The organism is Aurantiacibacter sp. MUD61, from assembly GCF_027912455.1.
GTDB lineage: Bacteria > Pseudomonadota > Alphaproteobacteria > Sphingomonadales > Sphingomonadaceae > Alteraurantiacibacter.
The window spans coordinates 2,223,989-2,245,568 of the sequence record NZ_CP115446.1; the positions used below are offsets into that span (position 1 = coordinate 2,223,989).

24 protein-coding genes and 1 tRNA gene are annotated in these 21,580 nt (G+C 60.3%); 12 read left to right on the forward strand and 13 right to left on the reverse strand.

Annotation, left to right across the window (positions count from 1 at the left end):
- The first annotated feature begins 38 nt into the window (after positions 1-38).
- The 3 genes from O2N64_RS10710 to O2N64_RS10720 all read left to right on the forward strand — a co-directional run bounded on the left by O2N64_RS10710 (position 39) and on the right by O2N64_RS10720 (position 1,553).
- Positions 39-431, forward strand: a complete 393-nt coding sequence (locus tag O2N64_RS10710) for an EVE domain-containing protein (protein WP_271077587.1) — start codon at positions 39-41, stop codon at positions 429-431.
- A gap of 82 nt (positions 432-513) precedes the next feature.
- Positions 514-684: a CsbD family protein gene (locus tag O2N64_RS10715; RefSeq protein ID WP_271077588.1), complete on the forward strand. Its 171-nt coding sequence runs from the start codon at positions 514-516 to the stop codon at positions 682-684.
- Positions 685-803: 119 nt separating this feature from the next.
- A complete protein-coding gene (locus O2N64_RS10720; RefSeq protein ID WP_271077589.1) occupies positions 804-1,553 on the forward strand; it encodes an SDR family oxidoreductase in 750 nt (249 codons plus the stop codon).
- A 12-nt stretch (positions 1,554-1,565) separates the two neighbouring features.
- On the opposite strand, the gene O2N64_RS10725 is transcribed toward O2N64_RS10720, so the two are convergent.
- On the reverse strand, positions 1,566-3,233 hold the full coding sequence (locus tag O2N64_RS10725; protein WP_271077590.1) for a thiamine pyrophosphate-binding protein: 1,668 nt from the start codon (positions 3,231-3,233) through the stop codon (positions 1,566-1,568).
- 165 nt (positions 3,234-3,398) lie between these two features.
- Here O2N64_RS10725 and O2N64_RS10730 point away from each other — a divergent pair, with 165 nt between their 5' ends.
- Entirely contained in the window at positions 3,399-3,602 is a 204-nt protein-coding gene (locus tag O2N64_RS10730; RefSeq protein WP_271077591.1) for a hypothetical protein, read from the forward strand.
- On the opposite strand, the gene O2N64_RS10735 is transcribed toward O2N64_RS10730, so the two are convergent.
- Entirely contained in the window at positions 3,599-4,921 is a 1,323-nt protein-coding gene (locus O2N64_RS10735) for an MFS transporter (protein ID WP_271077592.1), read from the reverse strand. The genes O2N64_RS10730 and O2N64_RS10735 overlap by 4 nt on opposite strands.
- A gap of 118 nt (positions 4,922-5,039) precedes the next feature.
- On the opposite strand from O2N64_RS10735, the gene pgsA reads away from it, so the two are divergent.
- On the forward strand, positions 5,040-5,633 hold the full coding sequence (gene pgsA, locus O2N64_RS10740; RefSeq protein ID WP_271077593.1) for a CDP-diacylglycerol--glycerol-3-phosphate 3-phosphatidyltransferase: 594 nt from the start codon (positions 5,040-5,042) through the stop codon (positions 5,631-5,633).
- 7 nt (positions 5,634-5,640) lie between these two features.
- Here pgsA and O2N64_RS10745 read toward each other — a convergent pair whose 3' ends face one another.
- The 4 genes from O2N64_RS10745 to rnd all read right to left on the reverse strand — a co-directional run bounded on the left by O2N64_RS10745 (position 5,641) and on the right by rnd (position 9,483).
- Positions 5,641-6,144, reverse strand: a complete 504-nt coding sequence (locus tag O2N64_RS10745; RefSeq protein ID WP_271077594.1) for a hypothetical protein — start codon at positions 6,142-6,144, stop codon at positions 5,641-5,643.
- A gap of 64 nt (positions 6,145-6,208) precedes the next feature.
- A complete protein-coding gene (locus O2N64_RS10750) occupies positions 6,209-7,333 on the reverse strand; it encodes a serine hydrolase (protein WP_271077595.1) in 1,125 nt (374 codons plus the stop codon).
- 45 nt (positions 7,334-7,378) lie between these two features.
- Entirely contained in the window at positions 7,379-8,275 is an 897-nt protein-coding gene (locus O2N64_RS10755; RefSeq protein WP_271077596.1) for a hydrogen peroxide-inducible genes activator, read from the reverse strand.
- Positions 8,276-8,280: 5 nt separating this feature from the next.
- The gene (rnd, locus tag O2N64_RS10760) at positions 8,281-9,483 is read right to left on the reverse strand and encodes a ribonuclease D (RefSeq protein WP_271077597.1); all 1,203 of its coding nucleotides are present in this window, start codon (positions 9,481-9,483) and stop codon (positions 8,281-8,283) included.
- A 174-nt stretch (positions 9,484-9,657) separates the two neighbouring features.
- Between rnd and aspS the strand changes: the two genes are divergently transcribed.
- Positions 9,658-11,517: an aspartate--tRNA ligase gene (gene aspS / locus O2N64_RS10765; protein ID WP_271077598.1), complete on the forward strand. Its 1,860-nt coding sequence runs from the start codon at positions 9,658-9,660 to the stop codon at positions 11,515-11,517.
- 13 nt (positions 11,518-11,530) lie between these two features.
- Here aspS and O2N64_RS10770 read toward each other — a convergent pair whose 3' ends face one another.
- A complete protein-coding gene (locus tag O2N64_RS10770; protein ID WP_271077599.1) occupies positions 11,531-11,920 on the reverse strand; it encodes a hypothetical protein in 390 nt (129 codons plus the stop codon).
- 118 nt (positions 11,921-12,038) lie between these two features.
- A complete protein-coding gene (locus tag O2N64_RS10775) occupies positions 12,039-12,473 on the reverse strand; it encodes a ferritin-like domain-containing protein (RefSeq protein ID WP_271077600.1) in 435 nt (144 codons plus the stop codon).
- A gap of 244 nt (positions 12,474-12,717) precedes the next feature.
- Between O2N64_RS10775 and O2N64_RS10780 the strand changes: the two genes are divergently transcribed.
- The 6 genes from O2N64_RS10780 (at position 12,718) to O2N64_RS10805 (ending at position 16,728) form a co-directional block, all read left to right on the forward strand.
- Complete coding sequence (locus O2N64_RS10780; RefSeq protein ID WP_271077601.1) at positions 12,718-12,954, forward strand: acyl carrier protein; 237 nt, start codon at positions 12,718-12,720, stop codon at positions 12,952-12,954.
- A gap of 125 nt (positions 12,955-13,079) precedes the next feature.
- A complete protein-coding gene (fabF, locus tag O2N64_RS10785; protein ID WP_271077602.1) occupies positions 13,080-14,342 on the forward strand; it encodes a beta-ketoacyl-ACP synthase II in 1,263 nt (420 codons plus the stop codon).
- A gap of 1 nt (position 14,343) precedes the next feature.
- Positions 14,344-15,312, forward strand: coding sequence for an endolytic transglycosylase MltG (gene mltG / locus O2N64_RS10790; RefSeq protein WP_271077603.1), 969 nt, complete (start codon positions 14,344-14,346; stop codon positions 15,310-15,312).
- A gap of 6 nt (positions 15,313-15,318) precedes the next feature.
- Positions 15,319-15,843: a 2'-5' RNA ligase family protein gene (locus tag O2N64_RS10795; RefSeq protein ID WP_271077604.1), complete on the forward strand. Its 525-nt coding sequence runs from the start codon at positions 15,319-15,321 to the stop codon at positions 15,841-15,843.
- Positions 15,844-15,870: 27 nt separating this feature from the next.
- Positions 15,871-16,560: a cyclic nucleotide-binding domain-containing protein gene (locus tag O2N64_RS10800; RefSeq protein WP_271077605.1), complete on the forward strand. Its 690-nt coding sequence runs from the start codon at positions 15,871-15,873 to the stop codon at positions 16,558-16,560.
- 91 nt (positions 16,561-16,651) lie between these two features.
- Positions 16,652-16,728: transfer RNA gene (locus tag O2N64_RS10805), tRNA-Met, on the forward strand.
- Between the two features lie 17 nt (positions 16,729-16,745).
- Here the strand turns inward: O2N64_RS10805 and O2N64_RS10810 are convergent.
- From O2N64_RS10810 to O2N64_RS10830, 5 genes are all read right to left on the reverse strand, one after another.
- Positions 16,746-17,345: an SDR family oxidoreductase gene (locus O2N64_RS10810; RefSeq protein WP_271077606.1), complete on the reverse strand. Its 600-nt coding sequence runs from the start codon at positions 17,343-17,345 to the stop codon at positions 16,746-16,748.
- 87 nt (positions 17,346-17,432) lie between these two features.
- Positions 17,433-19,241 (reverse strand): DEAD/DEAH box helicase, encoded by a 1,809-nt coding sequence (locus tag O2N64_RS10815; protein ID WP_271077607.1) that lies wholly within the window; start codon positions 19,239-19,241, stop codon positions 17,433-17,435.
- A 220-nt stretch (positions 19,242-19,461) separates the two neighbouring features.
- A complete protein-coding gene (locus O2N64_RS10820; protein WP_271077608.1) occupies positions 19,462-20,388 on the reverse strand; it encodes a hypothetical protein in 927 nt (308 codons plus the stop codon).
- Between the two features lie 129 nt (positions 20,389-20,517).
- The gene (locus tag O2N64_RS10825) at positions 20,518-20,835 is read right to left on the reverse strand and encodes a TraR/DksA family transcriptional regulator (RefSeq protein ID WP_271077609.1); all 318 of its coding nucleotides are present in this window, start codon (positions 20,833-20,835) and stop codon (positions 20,518-20,520) included.
- Positions 20,836-20,930: 95 nt separating this feature from the next.
- Complete coding sequence (locus O2N64_RS10830) at positions 20,931-21,497, reverse strand: hypothetical protein (protein WP_271077610.1); 567 nt, start codon at positions 21,495-21,497, stop codon at positions 20,931-20,933.
- Positions 21,498-21,580 lie beyond the last annotated feature (83 nt).

The following is a 21,580-nucleotide window of genomic DNA, read 5'->3' on the forward strand; positions in this document are numbered from 1 at the left end:
CGCGCAATCAGGAGGACATTTTGCCGAATTACTGGCTCATGAAATCGGAACCATTCAAATACTCGTGGGATGATCTGAACCGCGATAAGGAGACTGTCTGGGATGGCGTGCGAAACCACCGCGCCGCTAACAATCTGAAAGCCATGGAGAAGGGCGATCAGTGCTTCTTCTACCATTCCAACAAGGGGCTGGAGATCGTCGGCATTGCAGAAGTCAGCGAGGCTGGCCTGATCGATCCGACCGATCCCGAAGGCAAGTGGCCGACGGTGAAGGTGAAGCCTGTCAAACCGGTGAAAAACCCGGTCACGCTTAAAGCCATCAAGGCAAACCCGGAGCTTGAAGGGATCGAACTGGTGCGCCTTTCCCGCCTGTCGGTTGCCGAAATCACCGCGGAGGAATGGGAAAAAATTATCGCAATGTCAGAATCTTGAGGCGGAACGATCGGGTGCTCCGTCCGTTGATCAGGTAAGAAGGCGGCGATATCCGCTGCCACCAGATTTACGGAGATCGACCATGGGTGAACTCACCGACAAGATTAAGGGCAACGTCAACGAAGCAGTGGGCAAGGCCAAGCAGCATTCGGACGATCCCGAGACCAAGGCAGAAGGCAAGCAGCAGGAAGCCAAGGGCAAGGGCCAGCAGTTCAAGGGCGAAGTCAAAGGCAAGATGGGCGACGACATCTGACCGCTGCTACTCAGCACTAATTATCGAAAAGGGCCGCGCGGCAAGCGTGGCCCTTTTTCGTGGAACCGCGTCCGCTTGAAGCCCGTTGCCAATGTATAATCCCACACAGGAGACATGGCATGGGCAGGTTCACAGACAAACGCATTTTGATCACCGGTGGCACAAGCGGGTTCGGCCTGGCGGCGGCTAAAATGATTGTCGAGGAAGGCGGCGAAGTGGCCGTTACCGGCATGAGCCAGGATCATCTGGATGAAGCGGGGCGCGCATTACCATCTGGCTCGCTCGTCCTGCGCAACGATGCTAGCGATCCCGACGCGGCAAAGGAACTCGCGGAAAAAGTCCGTGAGCAAATGGATGGGCTCGACGGGCTGTGGCTGAACGCAGGCTACGGCAAATTCGGCGCTAATGAAGATAACGATGCCGAAATGTTCGATGCCATGATGAACACCAATGTTCGCGGGCCCGTTCTGCAGTTTGCCGGCCTCAAAGAACAGGTAAAGGATGGCGGAGCTGTCTTGCTGACCAGCTCGGTTGCGCCCTATCTCGGGCAGGCACAGGGCGCGATTTACGCTGCGACGAAAGCCGCAGACCTTGCCCTTGCACGGGCTTGGGCGCGCGACCTCGCTCCAAGGGGGATCCGAGTGAATTCGGTGGCACCCGGTCCAATCGAGACGAATTTCTTCAGCGGCATGGGTCTCGACGAGGACGAGAAGGAAGAGATGACCGATCAGATAAAGAGCCAGGTCCCTCTCGGTCGCTTCGGTGAAGCTGAGGAAGTCGCGCAGGTCGCGCTCTTCCTGCTTTCGGACCAGGCCTCTTATGTCACCGGAAGCGAGTATTTCGTCGATGGCGGGATGACGATGCGCTGACGCCGCTGAGGCTTAGCGTTTGCGCAGTCCGCTCACCGTCGCTCCTGCTGCGGAGAGTTGTTCGATATCAGTGATGCAGTGGATCAGGCGGATGCCCTTGCGGCCTACCGCTTCTTCCAGTGCAGCATCGAACTCTGCATTGTTTTCCGCCCGCTTGCCCCAGCCGCCGAAGCTCTGTGCCATCATTGCGAAGTCGGGATTGGCGAGATGCGTTGACGCCTCGCGTCCCGGATATTCGCGCTCCTGGTGCATGCGGATGGTGCCGTAAGTGGAATTGTCGAAGACGATCACCAGCAGGTCGAGGTTGTACTGCGCCGCGGTCGCCAGCTCCTGCGCATTCATCAGGAAGTCGCCATCTCCAGCGGCTGCGACAACGCAACGGTTCGGGAAGCGGCGAGCGGCGGCAACAGCTGCGGGTACGCCGTATCCCATCGCGCCAGCGGTCGGAGCGAGTTGTGACGGATATCCGGCATAGGGCCAGTAGCGGTGCCACCAACCCGCAAAATTTCCCGCACCGTTGCAGATGATGCTGTCGGCAGGCAGCAGCTCGCGCGCCTTGCGCATGGCGAGCGCCAGATCGAGAGTGAACTGCGCTTCCCCGCGCGGCGTATTCCATTCGAGCCATTCGGCGTGCGCGGCAGGCCCGGCATCGAAAGCAATAATGTCCTCATCATCCCACAGGGCTGCGCATTCGGCGAATTCGGCCATATCGGCACAAATCGGCAGATCAGTCCGGTAGACGCGGCCAAGCTCGTTCGGATCGGGGTAGATATGCACCAGCGCCTGATCGGGATGATCGGGCGTTACCAGCTCGTAGCCGTCGGTTGTTGCCTCTCCCATACGCGCGCCAACCACGATCAGCAGGTCGGCTTCTTTCACGCGTTTGGTCAGCTTCGGATTGGGGCCGTAGCCGAGATTACCGGCATAGACGCTGGAGGAAGGCGAAATGGCATCCTGCCGCCGGAAAGCTGTCGCGACGGGCAGGCCGATCCGCTCGGCAAATTCGGTGAAGTAATGGCGCGTGCGCTCGTTCCAGCCCGCTCCGCCGACGATGGCGACAGGAGATGCCGCATCGCCGATCATTCGCATCATCGTCGCCATGGCATCAGGGCAGGGCGCCTGCGCGGGTCTGGTCACGGCCGGGCGAACGGGCGCAGTGACATCTTCTTCGTGCAGCATGTCTTCCGGCAGGGCGAGCACCACCGGGCCAGGGCGGCCTGAAATCGCCGTCGACCAGGCGCGTGCCACGTATTCGGGAATACGGTCAGCATGGTCGATCTTTGCGGCCCATTTCGCGATGGGTCCGAAGAAGGCCGGGAAGTCGACTTCCTGAAAACCTTCGCGATCCTTCATGCCGCGGTCCACATCGCCCACGAACAGGATCATCGGCTGCGAGTCCTGCATGGCGACATGCACGCCGATGCTCGCATTGGTCGCGCCCGGGCCGCGGGTTACGAAAGCCACACCGGGCCTGCCGGTCATCGCCCCGTCGGCACAGGCCATGAAGGTCACACCACCTTCCTGCCGGCAGGTGATCGTATCGATCGCACCGGTATCGGCGAGCGCGTCCAGCGCGGGAAGAAAGCTCTCCCCCGGAACCGTGAAGACGCGGTCACAGCCCTGTTCAACAAGGCAATCGATCAGCAGGCGCGATGCGCTGCGCGGGGTCGGCGTGGTCATGCCGCGTGGTTAGCCCCGACTGATTGCGCCTGCAACCAGAGACGATCGGCTTTCGCCAACCGCTTTATCCGCAGAAATATCCGGGCAGAACAAGATCCGTCCCGTGTTTGGACAGCCGCAATTGTGCGATAGAGCAAATGGTTAGCAAAAGGTTAAGGCGATCGCATGAGACGTTCACTGGTCCTTACCGATGAGTCGGCCCGCCACCCCTTCCGGGCCTCGCTTCCACCGCATGTGGTGCACCGCGCCAATGAAATTGAGCGTATGGTGCCCTGGCGCCTGAAGCTCGGCCTTACACGCAAGGATATGGAAACGGTCGCCGCGACTTATACCGCGGGCTTCGTAGCCACTCTTACCTTCTTCGGTTAAGCAACCACCGCAGCTTCGCGTTCTGCGCGCAGCAATAGCGTGCCGAGCCACGCGGAGATCAGGCACATGCCTGCGCTCAACAGCAATTGCTCGGCCAGCGGAATGCCGATTGCGCTCAGACCCATGGCGAAGAGTGCACCGACCACCATCGCGCCTGAATTGACGATATTGTTCGCGGCCACCGCTCGGCTCGCCTTGTTTGTCGCCACTTTGGTGGTGAGAAAGGCGTAGAGCGGCACGACAAACATGCCGCCGAAGATTGCGATGGACAAGAGGCTGCCGAGCACTGCCCAGGCGAGCGGGTAGGACAGGAATGTCGCGATATCCATCAGCGCGGTGTCCACCACCATCGCATTCCAGGCGCGGCACACGAAATAGAACACCACGACCATCGCCCCCATGACCAGCACCGAAACCGGTGAATAGCGCGAGGAAACGGTGCCTTTGAGCAGCAGATTGACAGCAACGGAACCGATGGCAACGCCGATAGAGAAGAAGACCAAGAACAGGCTGGCCACCGCCGGATCTGCATAGAGCACGTTCTTCGCAAGCGGCGGAAACTGGATGAACAGCACGCTGCCGATGGTCCAGAAAAAGCTGATCGCAAGGATAGCGTAGAACACCTCGCGATTGTGCGACACGTCACGCACCAGATTCCATGAGGAGGTGAAGGGATTGAAGTCGACCTTTTCGGGCTCTCCCATCGGCGGAGCCGCGGGGACCTGCCGGCTGGTGACATAGCCGATCACTGCCACGGCGATGATCGCGATGGCCGCGACTTCCACCAGTTCGGCCAGGAAGCCGGCAATAATCGTGCCGCCCATGATCGCCAGATATGTGCCTGCTTCAACCAGACCGGTCCCTGCCAGAACCTCTTCCTTCTGAAGGTGCTGCGGCAGGATCGCATATTTGATCGGGCCGAAGAATGTCGAGTGCACCCCCATCGCGAACAGCGCCAGCATCAGCAGCGGGATCGCGATCACATCCACTGCAATGCCCTGCCACGCGAGATAGAGCCCGAAAGCGCCCACACACATGATCCCGATTTCCGCTGCCTTCACAGTGCGGATGATCTTTGCCTTGTCCGTCAGGTCCGCCAATTGCCCGGCGATCGCTGAAAACAGGAAGAAGGGCAGGATGAATACGAAGGATGCGACGCCCGAGAAGATGGTCTCCGTGTCGGGCGAATTATACACCAGATAGATGACGAACAGCACCATCGTCGTCTTGTAGAGGTTGTCGTTGAAAGCGTTGAGCAGCTGGGTGACAAAGAGCGGCAGAAAACGCCGCTGCTTGAGCAGGTGGACAGACGTAAACATAAGGGGGCTTGGGCTGCCTTCCTGGTGGCTTCGGACGCTTGCGCAGCAGGCTTATAACCAATTCAGGCATGTGGCCATGCTTTTTCCTGCGCCATTATCACGCTAGAGGTCACCCATCATGTGGACCTTGCCGAATATATTGACGCTATCGCGCATCATCGCGCTTCCCTTGCTCGCCTATCTGCTTTGGTGGCCGGGATGGGAGTTGGGATACCTGCTTGCCTTCGGCCTCTACTGCGCAATGGGCATTACCGACTACTTCGACGGAATGCTCGCCCGCTCGAGCGGAGCGGTCAGCAAGCTCGGCATTTTCCTCGATCCCATCGCGGACAAGATCATGGTGGCGACCGTCATTCTGGTGCTCACCGCGATGGGCGTGCTGCGTGGCCCCTATGTGGGGGACATGCACGTGCTGGCTGGGCTTATCATCCTCGTGCGCGAGATTGCGGTGTCGGGCCTGCGCGAATTTCTCGGCGGACTGCAGGTGAGTGTCCCTGTCAGCAAGCTCGCCAAATGGAAGACGACGTTCCAGCTCATTGCTCTCGGTGCACTAATCTTGGGGCAGGGACTGCCCGACTGGACTGTGATGATCGGCGACATCGATGCGAATGTCCCGCACACAGTCGGCCTGACGACACTTTGGGCGGCCGCGATTTTGACAGTGATAACGGGCTGGGATTACCTGCGCGTGGGTCTCAAGCATATGGATTGATGGAAAATCACCCGGCGTCGCTGCCGGCTCTGGCTTCCATTCGCTGTGTGTAATCTGACAGGCTGTAGAAATAGACCGTGCAAAGGTTCGCGGTGGAGTGGGCCAACACGATGCGGTTGTCGTTCTCCTCGTCATGCCACGCGAAATTGCGCAGGATCACTTGCTCCTGATATTCGATAGGTTCCCCAAAGGTGCTGACGAAGGCGTTTAGCACTTCATCGCAATCGTCGAACTCGGGTATCAGCCTGATCTGCTGCAGACCCGTATGATCATGATAATATTCGACTTCGAAATTGGAGAGCTCACTCTCAAATTCGGCGCGGTTCGATAGCCGCGGCTCACGGCCCTCGCGAGGCAATTCCTCCCGAGTCATCCTCGCGAAGCCTTCGGTAGCCTCTTCGACCTGCTGCGGGGTCATTCCCCATTCGGCACCATTCCACCCCGCGGAAGCTGGCGATGCGGCATAGACCAACGCAACTGGCAGAGCGAAGGTGAGATGTTTTCTCGTCATTTGAGAATGTTATTCGAACGCCGAGGCAGGAGCAAGTTCCGCTCAATGCGGTTACATCCAAACCCTATGATGTAGCCGCTTCCGCCAGCTTTCCATCATAGTCAGCCACCGCGCGTGTCACCGCTTGCATCATGTCCATGCGTGCGAGCGTGGGGCGGCGGGTCTCGCCGATCATGATTGCAATGGCGTAGGTGCGACCGTCGGGTGAGGTGACCAGGCCGACATCATTATAGCCGGACTGGCGACCGTTATAGAATTGTCCGGTGCCTGTCTTGTGCGCGACTGTCCAACCAGCGGGTGCCCCAGCCTTCAGGCGGCGCGGGCCGCTTTTCGTCCGTTGCAGAGTGGCGATAAGCCGCTTGGTCGAAGGTTCGGAGAGCAAATCTCCGCGAGCGAGAGCGGCAAGGGCCTCGGCAATCGCAATCGGCGTTGCTCCATCGACGGGATCGGACAGATAATTTTCGAAGGCGGTTTTGCGGAGAATGTCGGGCACGGCATCCCGCGCATCGAAAAATCCGCTGCGCGTGTAGGCATATTCCTGCTTCCAATTGAGACCGGCAATGGCGCTCTGCATTGCGCGTTCGCCGGGGCCAAAGCGGATATTATCGAGACCCTTGCTGGCAAGCACTTGCCGAACCGCGTCGGGGCCACCCACCTGTCCCAGAAGAACATCGTTGGCGGTGTTGTCACTTTCGGTGATCGCACGTTCGATCAAGTCGACAGGATCGCTACGGACCACGCCGCTCCGCAAGACATCGGGACGGATGGGCTGATGAAACACGGTCAGGTCTTCACGGCGAATATCGATCGGAGACTCAAGGTCGAGCTCACCACGATCAGCCAGTTCCAGCGCGGCCAGGCTGACCCATAACTTGCTGACGCTTTGCTGGGGCAGCAGCTTGCTCTCGTTAAAGCCTGTGCTCCAACCGCTCTGTACGTCGACAATCGCGATGCCCAGCGAGCCGCCAAAGTCTTCGCCGAGTTCTGCAATCCGCTCGGATAGGGCATCGCGGGCTTCAGCCACTTCGGGGTCGACCGGCGCGGCTTGCTCGACAGGACTGTCGGCGACTTCGATGGTCTGGCTCTGCTCGGTCTCGCTCTCTTCGCTCACTGAATCCTGTTCCGGTGCGGAGCAGGCAGACAGAAGGAGGACGGCAGCAGCGAATGGCGGAAGCGTGGTTTTTCTCATTACATCAATGCAATGAGTGAGGCGGCGATTATATCCGGTGAGTTGCTAACCCGCGCGCAATTCCTCAGCCAGCAGCTTGAATTCATCCGCACGCGGCGAATTGGCGCGCCAGACAAGCGCAATCTGGCGGCTGGTGTTTGCGCCTTTGAGCGGACGGGCGACGACATCGGTCTCGTGCAAAATCCCCGCATCGATCGCCATCTGCGGCAGCATGGTGAGGCCGAGGCCATTGTCGACCATCTGCACAAGCGTGTGCAGGCTGGTGCCGATCATCGTCGCACTCGCGCGCATTTCCGGGCGGTTGCAGGCGGCGAGCGCATGTTCTTTCAAGCAGTGCCCGTCTTCGAGCAGTAGCAGGCGCCCTTCGTCGATCATATTGGGCGGGATTTCCGCTGGCGGATCGCGCGGGTCATCTTTGGGGAAAGCGACGTAAAGCGCATCGTCCTGGATGATCTCGCTTTCCACTTCGCCGGTCGCGAAGGGCAGGGCGAGCAGGACGCAATCGGCACGTCCGTGATGGAGCGACTCGATGGCGTGATCCGAAGTCTCTTCGCGCAGGAAGAGCTTCAACTGCGGCCGCTCCTTGCGCAGCCGCGGCAGGATGCGCGGCAAAAGGAAAGGCGCGATCGTGGGGATCACGCTCATGCGCAATTCGCCCGACAGCGGCTTGCCCGCGGCTTGCACCAGCTCGGCCAGTTCCTCTGCCTCGCGCAGCACGCGGTGCGCCTTGTCGACCACGCTCTTGCCAAGCGGCGTAAAGCGCACAACCCGGCGGCTGCGCTCCACCAGCGTCACGCCGAGCAGAGATTCCAGCTCGCGGATCCCTGCCGACAGCGTCGATTGCGACACGAAACTCGCCTCCGCCGCGCGGCCAAAATGCTGATGCTCGTGCAGGGCGACGAGATATTGCAACTGCTTTATGGTGGGGAGGTAGGTGCTCATGCCCTCTATTCGGCCTCAGCCGCCTCTGCCATTTCGGCTTTCACATCATCGATGTGAGTCATCTTCAGGCGGCCGTTTTCCACGGCGAATGCGAGTTTGCCTTCGACCAGCTCAAGCGCGTCCTTGCCGAAGACTTCGAAGCGCCAGCCTTCGAGGATTTGCAGCTTTCGCACACCGGCGGCGAGGGCTTCCAGCTCATCGGCCTTGGTCAACAGGCGAGACGCGACTTCGATTTCGCGGGCGCGGATTTTCAGGAGCAGCTTCAGCAGGTCGGCCACCAGCGCACCTTCCTTGCCCAAAGGTGCACCGCGCTTGGCCTTGGTCGGCATTTCCTCGGCTGGCAGGGGTTCCGCATGTTTGAGGACGCGCATCAGGCGCTTGCCGATGTCATTCTCTTTCCACGCTTGCGACAAGCCGCGTACCTTCGAGAGATCTGCTTGTTTCTTCGGCGGATGGCTGGCGATATCGGCAAGCGTTTCATCGCGAATAATGCGCCCGCGCGGGATATCCTTGTCCTGCGCCTCTTTCTCGCGCCACGCAGCCAAATCCTTGAGGCGGCCAAGCACCGCCGGATTGCGGCCCGGGGCACGAATGCGCCGCCACGCATGCTCCAGATTGTTGGCGTAATTGCTTGGATCGGCGAGCTTTTCCATTTCCGCATTCAGCCAATGGCCGCGATCGGTCTTGATCAGCTTGTTGAGGATCTTCGGAAAAATCTGCGCCAGGTAGGTGACATCGCCAATCGCATATTCGATCTGCCGGTCGGTCAGTGGGCGGCGGCTCCAATCGGTGAAGCGCGCGCCTTTGTCGATCGTCTTGTTGAGCCAGCTTTCGACCAGATTGGCGTAACCGATCTGTTCGGACTGGCTGATCGCCATCATCGCGATTTGCGTATCGAAAATGGGGTAGGGGGTCTTGCCGGTAAAATTGAACACGATTTCCACATCCTGCCCGCCGGCGTGGAAAATCTTCAGCACTTCATCATTGTCGGTGAGCAAGTCCCACAGCGGCTGGAGGTCAATCCCGTCAGCCAGCGGATCGATCGCCGCGGCCTCTTCCTCATTGCCGACCTGCACCAGGCACAGCAGCGGGTAGTATGTGTTCTCGCGCATGAACTCTGTGTCCACGCAGACAAAATCGCCTTTCGCCAAACGCTTGCATAGCTTGGCGAGGTCTTTGCTTTCAGTAATAAGGGGATGGATTTTCATGTATCTTCATTTCTGTTTGGCCGGTTCACCGTGCCTGCCGCACTCTGCCTGTCGAGACGCGAATCTTGACAAAGCGCCGTGCATACCCTGTTAGCGCGCGCACAAAGCTTTATGCCCTGTGGCAGCGCCTGCGCGCGCCCTTAGGTTATAGCCCCCGAAATGGAAAGAGTCCCGATGCACGCCTATCGTACCCACAACTGCGCACAACTCGACAAGTCGAATGTAGGTGACGCTGTCCGCCTGTCCGGCTGGATTCACCGCAAGCGTGACCACGGCGGCGTGCTGTTTGTGGACCTGCGCGATCACTACGGCATCACCCAGATCGTGGCGGACGAGGATTCCCCCGCGCTCGAACTGCTGGACTCGCTGCGGCTGGAAAGCGTCATCACCATCGATGGCGAGGTAAAGGCGCGCGATGCCGAAGCGGTGAACGCGAACCTGCCGACGGGCGAGATCGAAGTTTTCGCCCGCTCGGTCACTGTCCAGAGCAAGGCGGACGAGCTGCCGCTGATCGTGAATTCTGCCGAAGACTATCCGGAAGAAACGCGCCTCAAGTACCGCTTCATCGATCTGCGTCGTGAGCGGCTGCACAAGAACATCATGCTGCGCAACCAGGTTATAACCTCGCTGCGCCGCCGGATGACCGACCAGGGTTTCTCCGAATTCCAGACGCCGATCCTCGGTGCCTCTTCGCCCGAGGGCGCGCGCGACTACCTCGTGCCGAGCCGCCTGCATCCGGGCACGTTCTACGCGCTGCCGCAGGCTCCGCAGATGTTCAAGCAGCTGCTGATGGTCGCCGGTTTCGACCGCTACTTCCAGATCGCTCCCTGCTTCCGCGATGAAGATCTGCGCGCCGACCGTTCGCCTGAATTCTACCAGCTCGACTTCGAGATGAGCTTCGTCACGCAGGAAGACGTGTTCAACGCCATCGAGCCGGTGCTGGCTGGCGTGTTCGAGGAGTTCTCCGGCGGCAAGTCGGTCACCCCTGCAGGCGAATTCCCGCGTATTCCTTACGCCGAAACCATGCTGAAATACGGCACGGACAAGCCGGACCTTCGCAACCCGATTATCATCAGCGACGTATCGCACCACTTCACCCAGTCGGGCTTCGGCATCTTTGAAAAGATCGTTGGCGGCGGCGGCGTGATCCGCGCGATTCCGGCTCCGAACACCAATGAAAAGAGCCGCAAGTTCTTCGACGAGATGAACGATTGGGCGAAGCGCGAAGGTTTTGCGGGCCTCGGCTATGTCACCCGCAAGGGCGGCGAGTTTGGTGGTCCGATCGCCAAGAACCACGGCCCGGAAAACATGGCGAAGCTTTATGAAGAGCTCGGTCTCGGCGAGAACGACGGTCTGTTCTTTGCTGCGGGCAAGGAAAAAGAAGCTGCCAAGCTGGCAGGTGCTGCACGCACCCGCGTGGGCGAAACGCTGGAACTGATCGAGCAGGGTTGCTTCAAATTCTGCTGGATCGTCGACTTCCCGATGTTCGAGTATGATGAAGAGCTGAAGAAAATCGATTTCAGCCACAACCCCTTCTCCATGCCGCAGGGCGAGATGGAAGCGCTGGAGAACACCGATCCGCTCGAGATCAAGGCGTGGCAGTATGACATCGTCTGCAATGGCTACGAACTGTCATCGGGCGCTATCCGAAATCACAAGCCTGAAATCATGTACAAGGCGTTCGAAGTTGCCGGCTATTCCAAGGAAGATGTCGACGCGAACTTCTCCGGCATGATCGAGGCGTTCAAGCTGGGCGCACCGCCGCACGGTGGCTCGGCTCCGGGTATCGACCGTATCGTGATGCTGCTGGCTGACGAGCCGAATATCCGCGAAGTGATTGCTTTCCCGCTCAACCAGAAGGCGCAGGACCTGATGATGGGGGCGCCTTCGGTCGTCAGCCCGAAACAGCTGCGCGACGTGCATATCCGCCTGACTGGCGAAGCGCTCGATACGCAGAAAGCGGCCAGCGTGGCGGAGAAAACCGATATGAATAGTAATTCCACTACGCGCGACGCTCCGCCGCAGGAAAGCTGAACCCTCGGTCCGCTCAATAGAGCCGGTTTACGATAAGCGACGTGCCTGCACATCCGCCCGGATTGCGGCTGCGTGAGCGCGTTCCGTCGAGTTCGTTATAGCCGCCCTGTACGCGGATCGTGGCGCCGAGACGGAAGCTGGCACCGCCATTTTCTTCGGGGAGTGTAATCCTGCTGCCTTGTAGCCGCGTGCCGAGCGGCATGATCAGGTATGCCGGAGGTGTGCCGGGCTCCGCACCCTCACGGTAAAACAGCAGGCATTGATCCGATAGTTCCACTCGTCCGCTTACGCCGGCAAGCAGGTCGATGCCGGAGTATTCATACGTCGGGAACGGAACTTCGAGATAAGACGTCGCACAGGCTGCAAGCGGTGCACATATTGCGGCGATCAGAATTCGATGCATCGGGACGCTCCTTCATTCAGCCAACGCTTTACGCACGAAAAAGGGCGCGGCTCCCGAAAGAACCGCGCCCTCTGGCGTTCATGAGAACGCACTGTGCGACATTATCAGTCGAAACTGATCAGTCGTACTGGCGCTCGATCATGTCGCCGAACTGTTCGCCTTCGCTGATCTCGGCATAGCACTGCTGCACGACGGCGCGCGATTGCGGATCGAGGTCGTCATCTTCGAGCGCTTCCTTGAACTTGCCCTTCAGATAATCTTCGCCTTCTTCCACACGCTCGGCAGCGGCTTCGTCGCCGTTTTCGAATGCATCGGCGATCGAAAGGAATGCCTGATGGACTTCGCCGGTCATGGTACCCTTGGTGACAAGCTCGCCACCCTGGCGCTGGATTTCCGCATTAAGCTGAGAAACGGTCTGTTCGCGCTTTTGCAGACGCTGGTTCAGTGCCTGCTTCAGCTGGGGGCTATCCGCCTTCTCGGCGGCTTTGCGGTAACCCTCAACCGAATCGAATGCGGTATCGGTGAGCGTCTTGAGAACACTATTGGCAGACATGAAAAATCTCCTTTTTATCAGTTGCTTGCCTAACCAATGGACGGCGATGTGTTTGTTTCCCCCGCTGGTCGCTGCCCAGCCTCCCTTCATCGCTAAGGCGGAAATGCAAGAGCTTCGCTTAGCAGCACCATCGATAGGGGCACAAAACAACCGTTCGTGAGAGGTGTTGCAGGCCCTTGCGCTTGTCGCGCCCGTTCATTAGGGCGAAAGGGATATTTGAAACCCCAAGTGTGAGAGGGAATACATGAGCGATACCGCTGACCGCGTGAAGAAGATCGTCGTCGAACATCTCGGCGTTGAAGAAGACAAGGTGACTCCGGAAGCCAGCTTCATCGACGACCTTGGTGCCGACAGCCTCGACATCGTTGAGCTGGTGATGGCTTTCGAAGAAGAGTTCGGTGTGGAAATTCCGGACGACGCTGCCGAAAAGATCAACACGGTTGGCGACGCCAACAAGTACATCGAAGAGCACGCCAATTAATCACTGGCTGACGCTTTGAACTCACCCCGCATTGCATGGGTGGCCGCAGGGCTGCCGAACGCATGAACGGGGTATGGAAGGCTCAGCCATTGTGGCTGGGCCTTTCTTGATTGCGGAGAAGATATATGCGGCGTGTCGTCGTAACCGGCCTTGGCCTTGTCACCCCCCTGGGCGGTGATGTCGAAACCAGTTGGAAAAACCTGATCGCGGGTGAAAGCGGGATCGGCCAGATCACCAAATTCGATCCGGCGGACCAGAAATGCACCATCGCGGGCGAGGTGAAGCCTGCCGACCACCCATGGGGCTTCGATCCGGACAAGCGCGTCGATGGCAAAATCCAGCGGCAGGTAGACCCGTTCATCGTATTCGGCATCGACGCGGCCGGTCAGGCACTGGAAGATGCAGGTCTGACCGAACTGACCGATGAGCAGAAACTGCGCGCAGGCTGCTCGATCGGTTCAGGCATCGGCGGGTTGCCGGGTATCGAGCTGGAATCGAACAACCTCGCCAATCGCGGCCCGGGCCGTGTCTCTCCGCACTTCGTGCATGGCCGCCTAATCAACCTCATCTCCGGCCAGGTCAGCATCAAATACGGCCTGATGGGTCCGAACCATGCCGTCGTCACAGCTTGTTCCACCGGTGCGCACTCGATTGGCGACGCTGCACGGATGATCCGCGATGACGATGCCGACATCATGCTGGCAGGCGGCGCAGAGGCCACCATTTGCCCCATCGGCATCGCCGGTTTCGCGCAGGCGCGCGCGCTCAACACGGGTTTCAATGACCGCCCGACCGAGGCGAGCCGCCCCTATGACAAGGACCGCGAAGGCTTCGTAATGGGCGAGGGCGCTGGTGTCGTCGTGCTCGAAGAATACGAACACGCCAAGGCACGCGGAGCGACGATCTACGCTGAAGTCGTGGGCTATGGCCTCTCGGGCGATGCCTATCACGTCACCGCTCCGCACCCGGAAGGTGCGGGGGCGGAGAACGCGATGCGCATGGCGCTGAAGAAGGCAGGGCTTGAGCCTGCGGACATCGATTACGTCAACGCACACGGCACCAGCACCATGGCCGACACCATCGAGCTCGCTGCGGTACGCCGCGTGCTTGGCGACGATCTGGGCGGTGCTTCGATGAGTTCGACCAAATCCGCGATCGGCCACTTGCTGGGCGGTGCAGGCGCAGTGGAGAGCATCTTCTGCATCCTTGCCATGCGCGATCAGATCGTCCCGCCGACGCTGAACCTCCATAATCCGGATGATGGCACCGAAGGCGTCGATCTCGTTCCGCTCACCGCGAAGAAGCGCGAAGTGAACGCAGTGCTGAACAACAGCTTCGGCTTTGGTGGCACCAATGCTTCGCTGGTGATGAAGCGCGTAGAGGACTGACATGAAAAAACTGGGCGGCTTGGTCGCGGCGGCCATACTGGTATTCGCCGCCGTGCTGGGCTGGTTCGCCTGGGGCTGGTGGGGCACGTCCTCTGTTGAGGAAGAGGTGGCCTTCACCGTGCCCTCAGGTGCATCGCTGACATCTGTGGCGCAGCTGTTGGAGGAGCAAGGGCACATTGCCTCCGCCGATGCCTTCCTGCTGCGTGCCAAGGTGTTTGGTAGCGGCGATCCGATCAAGGCTGGCGAATTCGCGCTTGCCCCAGGGGCAAGTCCTGCAACCATCCTCGATACGTTCCAGCATGGCGATGCGATCGCCTATCGCGTCACCATCCCTGAAGGCACGCCCAGCGTCATCATTCATGACATGCTGATGGCGGAAGACCTGCTCGTCGGCGAAATCCCTGTGCCCGATGAAGGCTCCGTCCTGCCCGACACCTATCAGTTCGAGCGCGGGGAGGAGCGGATCGCCGTTCTTGCGCGGATGCAGCGGGCGATGGACGAGGCGCTTGCCGAGCTCTGGCCACAGCGTGGCCCTAATACGGTCGTAAACAGCCCGGAAGAGGCGGTCATCCTCGCCAGCATCGTCGAGAAGGAAACGGGCGTGCCTGAAGAGCGCGAAATGGTCGCCGGGCTCTATTCCAACCGTATCCGTCAGGGCATCTGGCTACAGGCTGACCCCACAATCATCTATCCGATCACGCGCGGTCGCCCGCTGGGGCGGCGCATCCGCCAGTCGGAGATCGATGATATCAATGATTACAACACTTACCAGATGCCGGGTCTGCCCGCAGGACCGATAACCAATCCGGGGCGGGAAAGCATCGCCGCCGTGCTTAACCCGGCAGAGACGGACGCTGTCTACATGGTGGCAGACGGTTCCGGCGGGCACGAATTCAACTCGACCTATGAGGCTCATCAGGAAGCAGTCGACCGGTGGTTTGCGCTGCGCCGGGAACGCGGCGAGATGTGATCGCGATTGGCTGAGAACGCTCCCCTGATCGTCACCGCGCAGCTGCCCAAGGATATGCAGGGCTGGGCCAATCGGCTGCGTCAGGAGCATTTCCCGCCAGAGCGCAACTATCTCGACGCGCATGTCACGCTGTTCCACTCGCTACCGCCAAGCTGCGAAGGCGAAGTGCGCGAATGTCTCGCCACGATGGCGCGCGAATATGCGCCCGTTCCGGCGCGATTGGCGGGGATCATGAGCCTTGGCGGCGGCACCGCGATCAAGCTGGAAAGCGATGCCATGCGCCGCGTGCGAGACGAGATTGCCGATCGCTTTCACGGCATGCTTACCAGCCAAGACCAGCACAGCCCGCGTTTGCATGTGACCGTGCAGAACAAGGTGACGAGCAAGAAAGCCAAGGCATTGCAGGCAGAGCTGGCGCCGCAAGTCGTCGAGCGCGATTTCACCTTCCCGGGGCTTGAACTGCACGCCTATCAGGGCGGCCCGTGGGATCACCTCGGCAGCTTCACCTTCCGTGGACGAGCATCCCCGTGATATAACGGTGCAGGGATGGGGGGTGACATGGCGGCTTTTTTCGATTTCCTGACCGACGGCGCAAACCTTTTTGCGGTGATGGCGTTGCTCGTGCTCACGCTTGCAGTGTTGATGCGCTCGATGCGCGATCTGCGAATTTCCGTGCTGGTGGCGGGGCTACTTGCAATCGCCCATTTCGGATTTCGGCAAGCAGACACTCTCGCCCTGATCTGGGTCGTGATCCTTTCGTTGGCGAATGCTGTGCAGTTGGCTCTGCTCCTGAAACGGTCCCGACATGGGCTTTTGCGTGCGGAGGAACGCGCACTGATCGAAGACGTGCTGCAGGTGCAGGAACCCGCCCAGCAACGCCGGCTCCTCGATCTGGTAAAATGGCGCGATGTCGCTGCGGGAAGCGAGCTGATCGCGCAAGGGCAGGCACGTCCTCCGCTAATCTATATCGCCATGGGAGAGGCCGCCGTCACCTTCGACGGTGCGCCGGTCGGGGTAGCGGAACCGGGCGACTTTCTGGGTGAGATGAGCCTTGTTTCGGGGGCCACTGCGTCCGCCGCAGTGACAGCAGACACGGCCATGCGTATCGCGTTAATCGAACGTAACGGCATCTTACGCCTGTCCGCTGCGATCCCCGAATTGGCGGGCGCTTTCGACCGCGCGATGAACCTTGGCATGGCGGCAAAAATCGCCCGTATGAATGAAGCCGCAGTGCAGGATCGGGAATAAGCCCGGTCGCATGCAATTGGGTGGTTGACCGGGCGCGAAAGCCCACCTAAATGCGCCGCCTGCACAGCGCTCGGCGCGTGCATCCCTTCGGGGCGGAGTAGCTCAGGTGGTTAGAGCAGTGGAATCATAATCCATGTGTCGGGGGTTCGAGTCCCTCCTCCGCTACCAGGTTTCAGCAATAGCGATCACATGCGGCTTTCCATGAGGAAAACCTTCCCCGCGAGCGTCTCGTCGCTCACGGCGCGGGCGAGGATAGCTGCCACATCGCCGCGTGCCGCCTTGCCGCGCGGGTCCACGTCGTCGCCCAGATTCATATCGCGCGATCCGTCGTCATCGGTGAGGGAAACCGGACGCACGATGGTGTAGGACAAGCCCGAAGCCATCAGGTGCTCGTCCGCTTCATGCTTGGCTTGCAGATAATGCGCGAGATCGGATTCGGGGTCAGGGTCGCCCGCACCGACAGAGCTGAGCATCACGAAATGCTTCACCCCGCTGTTTGCAGCGATATCGATCAGCTTCTTCGCCCCGTCGCGGTCGACCTTGTCCGTCATTTCTTCGCTGGTATCGCCGCCCGAGCCGGCAGCGAAGACGACGACTTCTGCGCCGTCGCACACATCATCGGAAAGCTCAGTCAGATCGGCTTCTCGCGTCGCAACGCCTTCGGGTAATTGCGACGTGTCGGACGACGGGCGGTGCATCGCGATGGGATTGTGACCAGCCTCGGCGAGCTGCTGGGTAAGGCGAAGGCCGGTGGCTCCGGTGGAGCCGGCAATAAGAACGTTCATAGGGATATCCTGCGATTGAAATTGATGAGATGCTTTTTCACAAAGCCTTTCCCTATCAACGCAGGACTCCACCGATCGTTGCAGCTTTTAGTCCCTCTGCTTTTTCGCGGAGGGTTTCAGCCCCTTGGGCCCTTTGTTCGGCTTACCCTGCTTGTCACGCTTTCCCGGCTTGAAGGCCCCTTTGCCTTTATCCGACTTTTTGAAATTGCGCTTCGCCTTGACGCGCGGTCCGTCGCCATGCGGCCTTCCGTGTCCCCGCTTGCGATTGCCGCGAGCAACCTCGCGAGGCCCGCTTTCAGAGCGTTCGATCAGCACCGGATCCTCGTCATCGTCACTTTGCGCAGAGCGCGCGGCGGCATCGGCGAATTTGTCGGCAATCTGGCGCGGGATCTGGAAAAAGGTTTCGTCCGGCCCGATGCGGATCGCGCCGATTTCATTGCGAGTGATGTGTCCGCGGCGGCAGAGCAGCGGCAGGATCCAGCGCGGATCGGCGTTCTGGCGACGGCCCAGCCCCATGCGGAACCACACCGTGTCTTCAAAGCCGGGGCGATGGCGATCCTTCTGGGCTTCACGACGCGCTTCCGGTGTATTGGCGATCAAATCTTCGGGTTCGGGCATGCTCGCGCGGTGCGCCTGCACCAGCATGGCAGCGATCTCTACCGGGGTGCGTTCCGCAAGCAGCCGCTCGGCGAGTTCACGATCGCCGTCGTCCACCTCAACCGGCGCAAGAAGCTTCTCGAGGAGACGCTCGCGGTCTTTCGCCTTGATGGCATCGCGATCGGGCGCGTCGGTCCATTCAGCCGTGATCTTGGCGTGACGCAGCATGGATTCAACGCGCTTGCGACGGGAAAACGGCACGATCATCACCGCCGTGCCCTTATTGCCCGCGCGGCCTGTACGGCCCGAGCGGTGCTGCAATGTCTCGGCATCGCGCGGAATTTCTACGTGAACCACGAGGCTCAGCGTCGGCAGATCGATGCCGCGCGCCGCCACATCGGTAGCGACACATACGCGGGCACGGCGATCGCGCAGTGCCTGGAGCGCCTGATTGCGTTCCTGCTGCGAATGCTCACCGGACAGGGCGACGACCGCAAAGCCGCGCTCCTGCAGAGTGGCGTGCAGATGGCGCACCTTTTCACGCGTGGCGCAGAACAGGATTGCCGTTTCTGCCTCATGGAAGCGCAGCAGGTTGACCACCGCATTCTCAATTTCGGGTGGCGAGACGGTGACGGCCTGATAGGCGATATCGCCATGTCCGCGCCCTTCGCTGATCGTGGCAATGCGTAGCGCATTATCCTGATATCGGCGCGCCAGCGCCTCGATCGGGCGCGGCATCGTGGCGGAGAACAGAAGCGTGCGGCGGGTATCGGGTGTCGCGTCGAGGATTTCTTCCAGCTCTTCGCGAAAGCCCATGTCGAGCATTTCATCCGCCTCATCGAGAACGACGGCCTTCAGCTCCGACAAATCGAGCGCACCGCGCTCTAGATGGTCGCGGAGACGACCGGGTGTTCCCACCACGATGGTCGCGCCAGAGCGAAGGTTCTTGCGTTCCTGCTGCGGGTTCATGCCGCCGACACAGGTCGCGATGCGGGCACCCGCCTTGGCATAGAGCCACGCGAGCTCGCGGCTGACCTGCAAGGCCAGTTCGCGCGTCGGTGCGATGATCAGAGCGGCGGGGCGAATGGCAAAGGGGATTGTGTCGTCACTGCCGAGCAAGTCTTCGGCCATGGCAATGCCGAATGCGATGGTTTTGCCCGAACCGGTCTGTGCGGAAACGATCAGATCGCGGCCCGCGGCATCGGGCTGCATGACTTCCGCCTGGACGGGTGTTGCATTTTCGTAGCCGCGCTCGGCAAGGGCAGCCTCGAGGCTGGCGGGAAGGGAAGGGAATTTCATCTATGGAACCTAAACTGAAATGACCGCGCCAGTTCAGCGTGACCGGCGCGGGCCCGCCGAGAAACGGCGTGCGGAAGCAATCGCAATTGCGTGATTGCGGCCCCCATAGGCGTAGCGGAGGCGTTTGGCTCGCAAATTCTTTGCCAAGGCCGATACGGTGAGGGCGCTGAACACGCTGCCGTCAAGTCGATTGCAGCGAAACTCCGCCTGATCGTTGCGGCTATTCCACCGTGAAGCGGGTGAAGAAACCGTTGGCCTCGGCCTCGGGAATCTCGGCAGTTATCCCATATTCGCCCGTTTCGAGGTCGAGCCGGAAATAGCCGGTCGAACCTCCGGGCATATCGTGAATCCCGCCGACGAAATGCGCCGGAGCCGGTGTCTGTTGTCCGTCGACCGGGAAGAAATCTGCCCAGCGTGCGGCTGCTGCAACATCGGTTTCGTCATCGATGCGTAAGACATGCGCATCATGACCGACGAAGTTGTTGTAAAGGGTCTGCTCGACAAAGCGCGTGCGGACACTGTTCACTCCGGGCCGGAACGCGCCTTCGGCAATCTGGATGCCGGCATTGGTCAGTTCCAGAGTTACATTGGCCTCAGGCTCTGCCATGCCGCCATCTTCCGGCAACACGGTGAAGGGGTGCACCATGCCGAATTCGCCGGGCGTCGGGTTGTAATTGTGCTGGACACCATTGGATTTGACGTAGCATTCGACGATGTAATTGCCGGGAGCGAGGAACATGGTGGCTTCGCCCACCACGCCGTTCGAAATCATTCCCGGGCCGCCCATCCAGACAAGGTCGCCCACCCATGCGGGCATTCCGGCGAGCAAGAAGTCGGCCTCTTCATCATCGCCCGCAATTCGCGCAGTCAGACTCGCCTGTATGCGGCGCACCACCTCCTCATCGACCATTTCGGCGTCCACACCCTCAGGCAGTCGATAGACGAGGCCGAAGTGCGTCATTCCCCCGTCATTGTCGATCCGCACTGTTGTCCAGCCCGAGTTGACCGTGTCGTCTCCCACGAATGTCATGCCATCGACGCCAAGCTCCAGCACGTTTTCTGCCGGAGCTTCATCCTGTGCCGTCTCAGCCTGCGAGCAGCCCAGAAGCGCCGCGCTGAGTGCTGCGGTGATCAGTATATTTTTCATGGTATCCCCCCAAGAATGACCCGAAGACCGAAACGGTCGCCGCGATCCTAACCGCTGACCGGCAAATGGCCAAATCTGCGGCAGGACAGAACTGTCAAAGGTTTGTGGGGCCCATTTCAGGCGAGCGCCTCAATTGGCGCAATCGATACAGCGCGTGGCGATGGGGCGGGCGGCGAGGCGCTCCTTGCTGATGGGCTGGCCGCAATTGGCGCAGGTTCCGTAGGTGCCGTTTGTGATCCGCAACAAGGCCTGCCGAACTTGCTGTATTTCTGCGCGAAGCACGTCATCGACGCCCTCCAGCGCCTCGTCATCGGCAAGATCGACGGCCTGTTCACTCCAGTCATCATCCAGCGGGTGGCGCAAATCGTCCTCGATCGCTTCGGCCCGCTGGAGCAGATTGGTGAGGCGCTGGGTCAATTGCCGCTTCATTTCGCTATACTGTGCCATGCTCGCTCTCCTCGCTTCGGTAGGTACAGATCTAGCGCAGGGCTGGGCTGCGGGATTTGATCCAGCGCAAATTCGCTACCGCGGAGTGAGCGAGATCAGGAAAGCAGGGCAGGACCGAGCATGGCGAGCCACAGATAACCGCCAACAATCGTGCCGATGACAAGCGCGAGCCAGGCGATCCACTTTTTCCGCTGGGGCAGAGCGCGATGCACCTTCGCGGCCACAAATATCAGGAACAACAGCTCTGCGACGAGCAATGGCCAGACCGGCATGTCGAAGGCCGAGGCGACCGTGTATTCATCGAAACTTGGCGATGGGGCGGGCAGGCCCTTGATGGCACGATAGGCCAGCACACCGAGAAACCCGACGGAGAAGATGAACCGCGCTGGCGCTGTGACCGCTAGCGCCGCGCCGAAGCCTGGGCTGCGCTTTATCAGCGCCAGCCCAATCAGCGTCAGAATAATGCTCACCACAGGCCCCATGCCCGTCTGGATGGCGCGCTGCAGAGGCGGATACTCGCTTGCAGGCGTATTGGATTCTACGCTGGCGGCGGTCATCCACACCTCTTCGCCGAATCCAAGACCTGCGAGGTAATGCCCCGCCTCATGCAGAAAAATCGTCGGTCCCGTCAGAACGAGAGCCCAGCCGAAAAGCTTTGCCATTTGCCGCCAAGCAGTTTGCCGTGAGCCTGATCCGCTATGCGATGCCCGCTGATCGTTCATGTCCTGCCCCCGTTTCCCCGGAG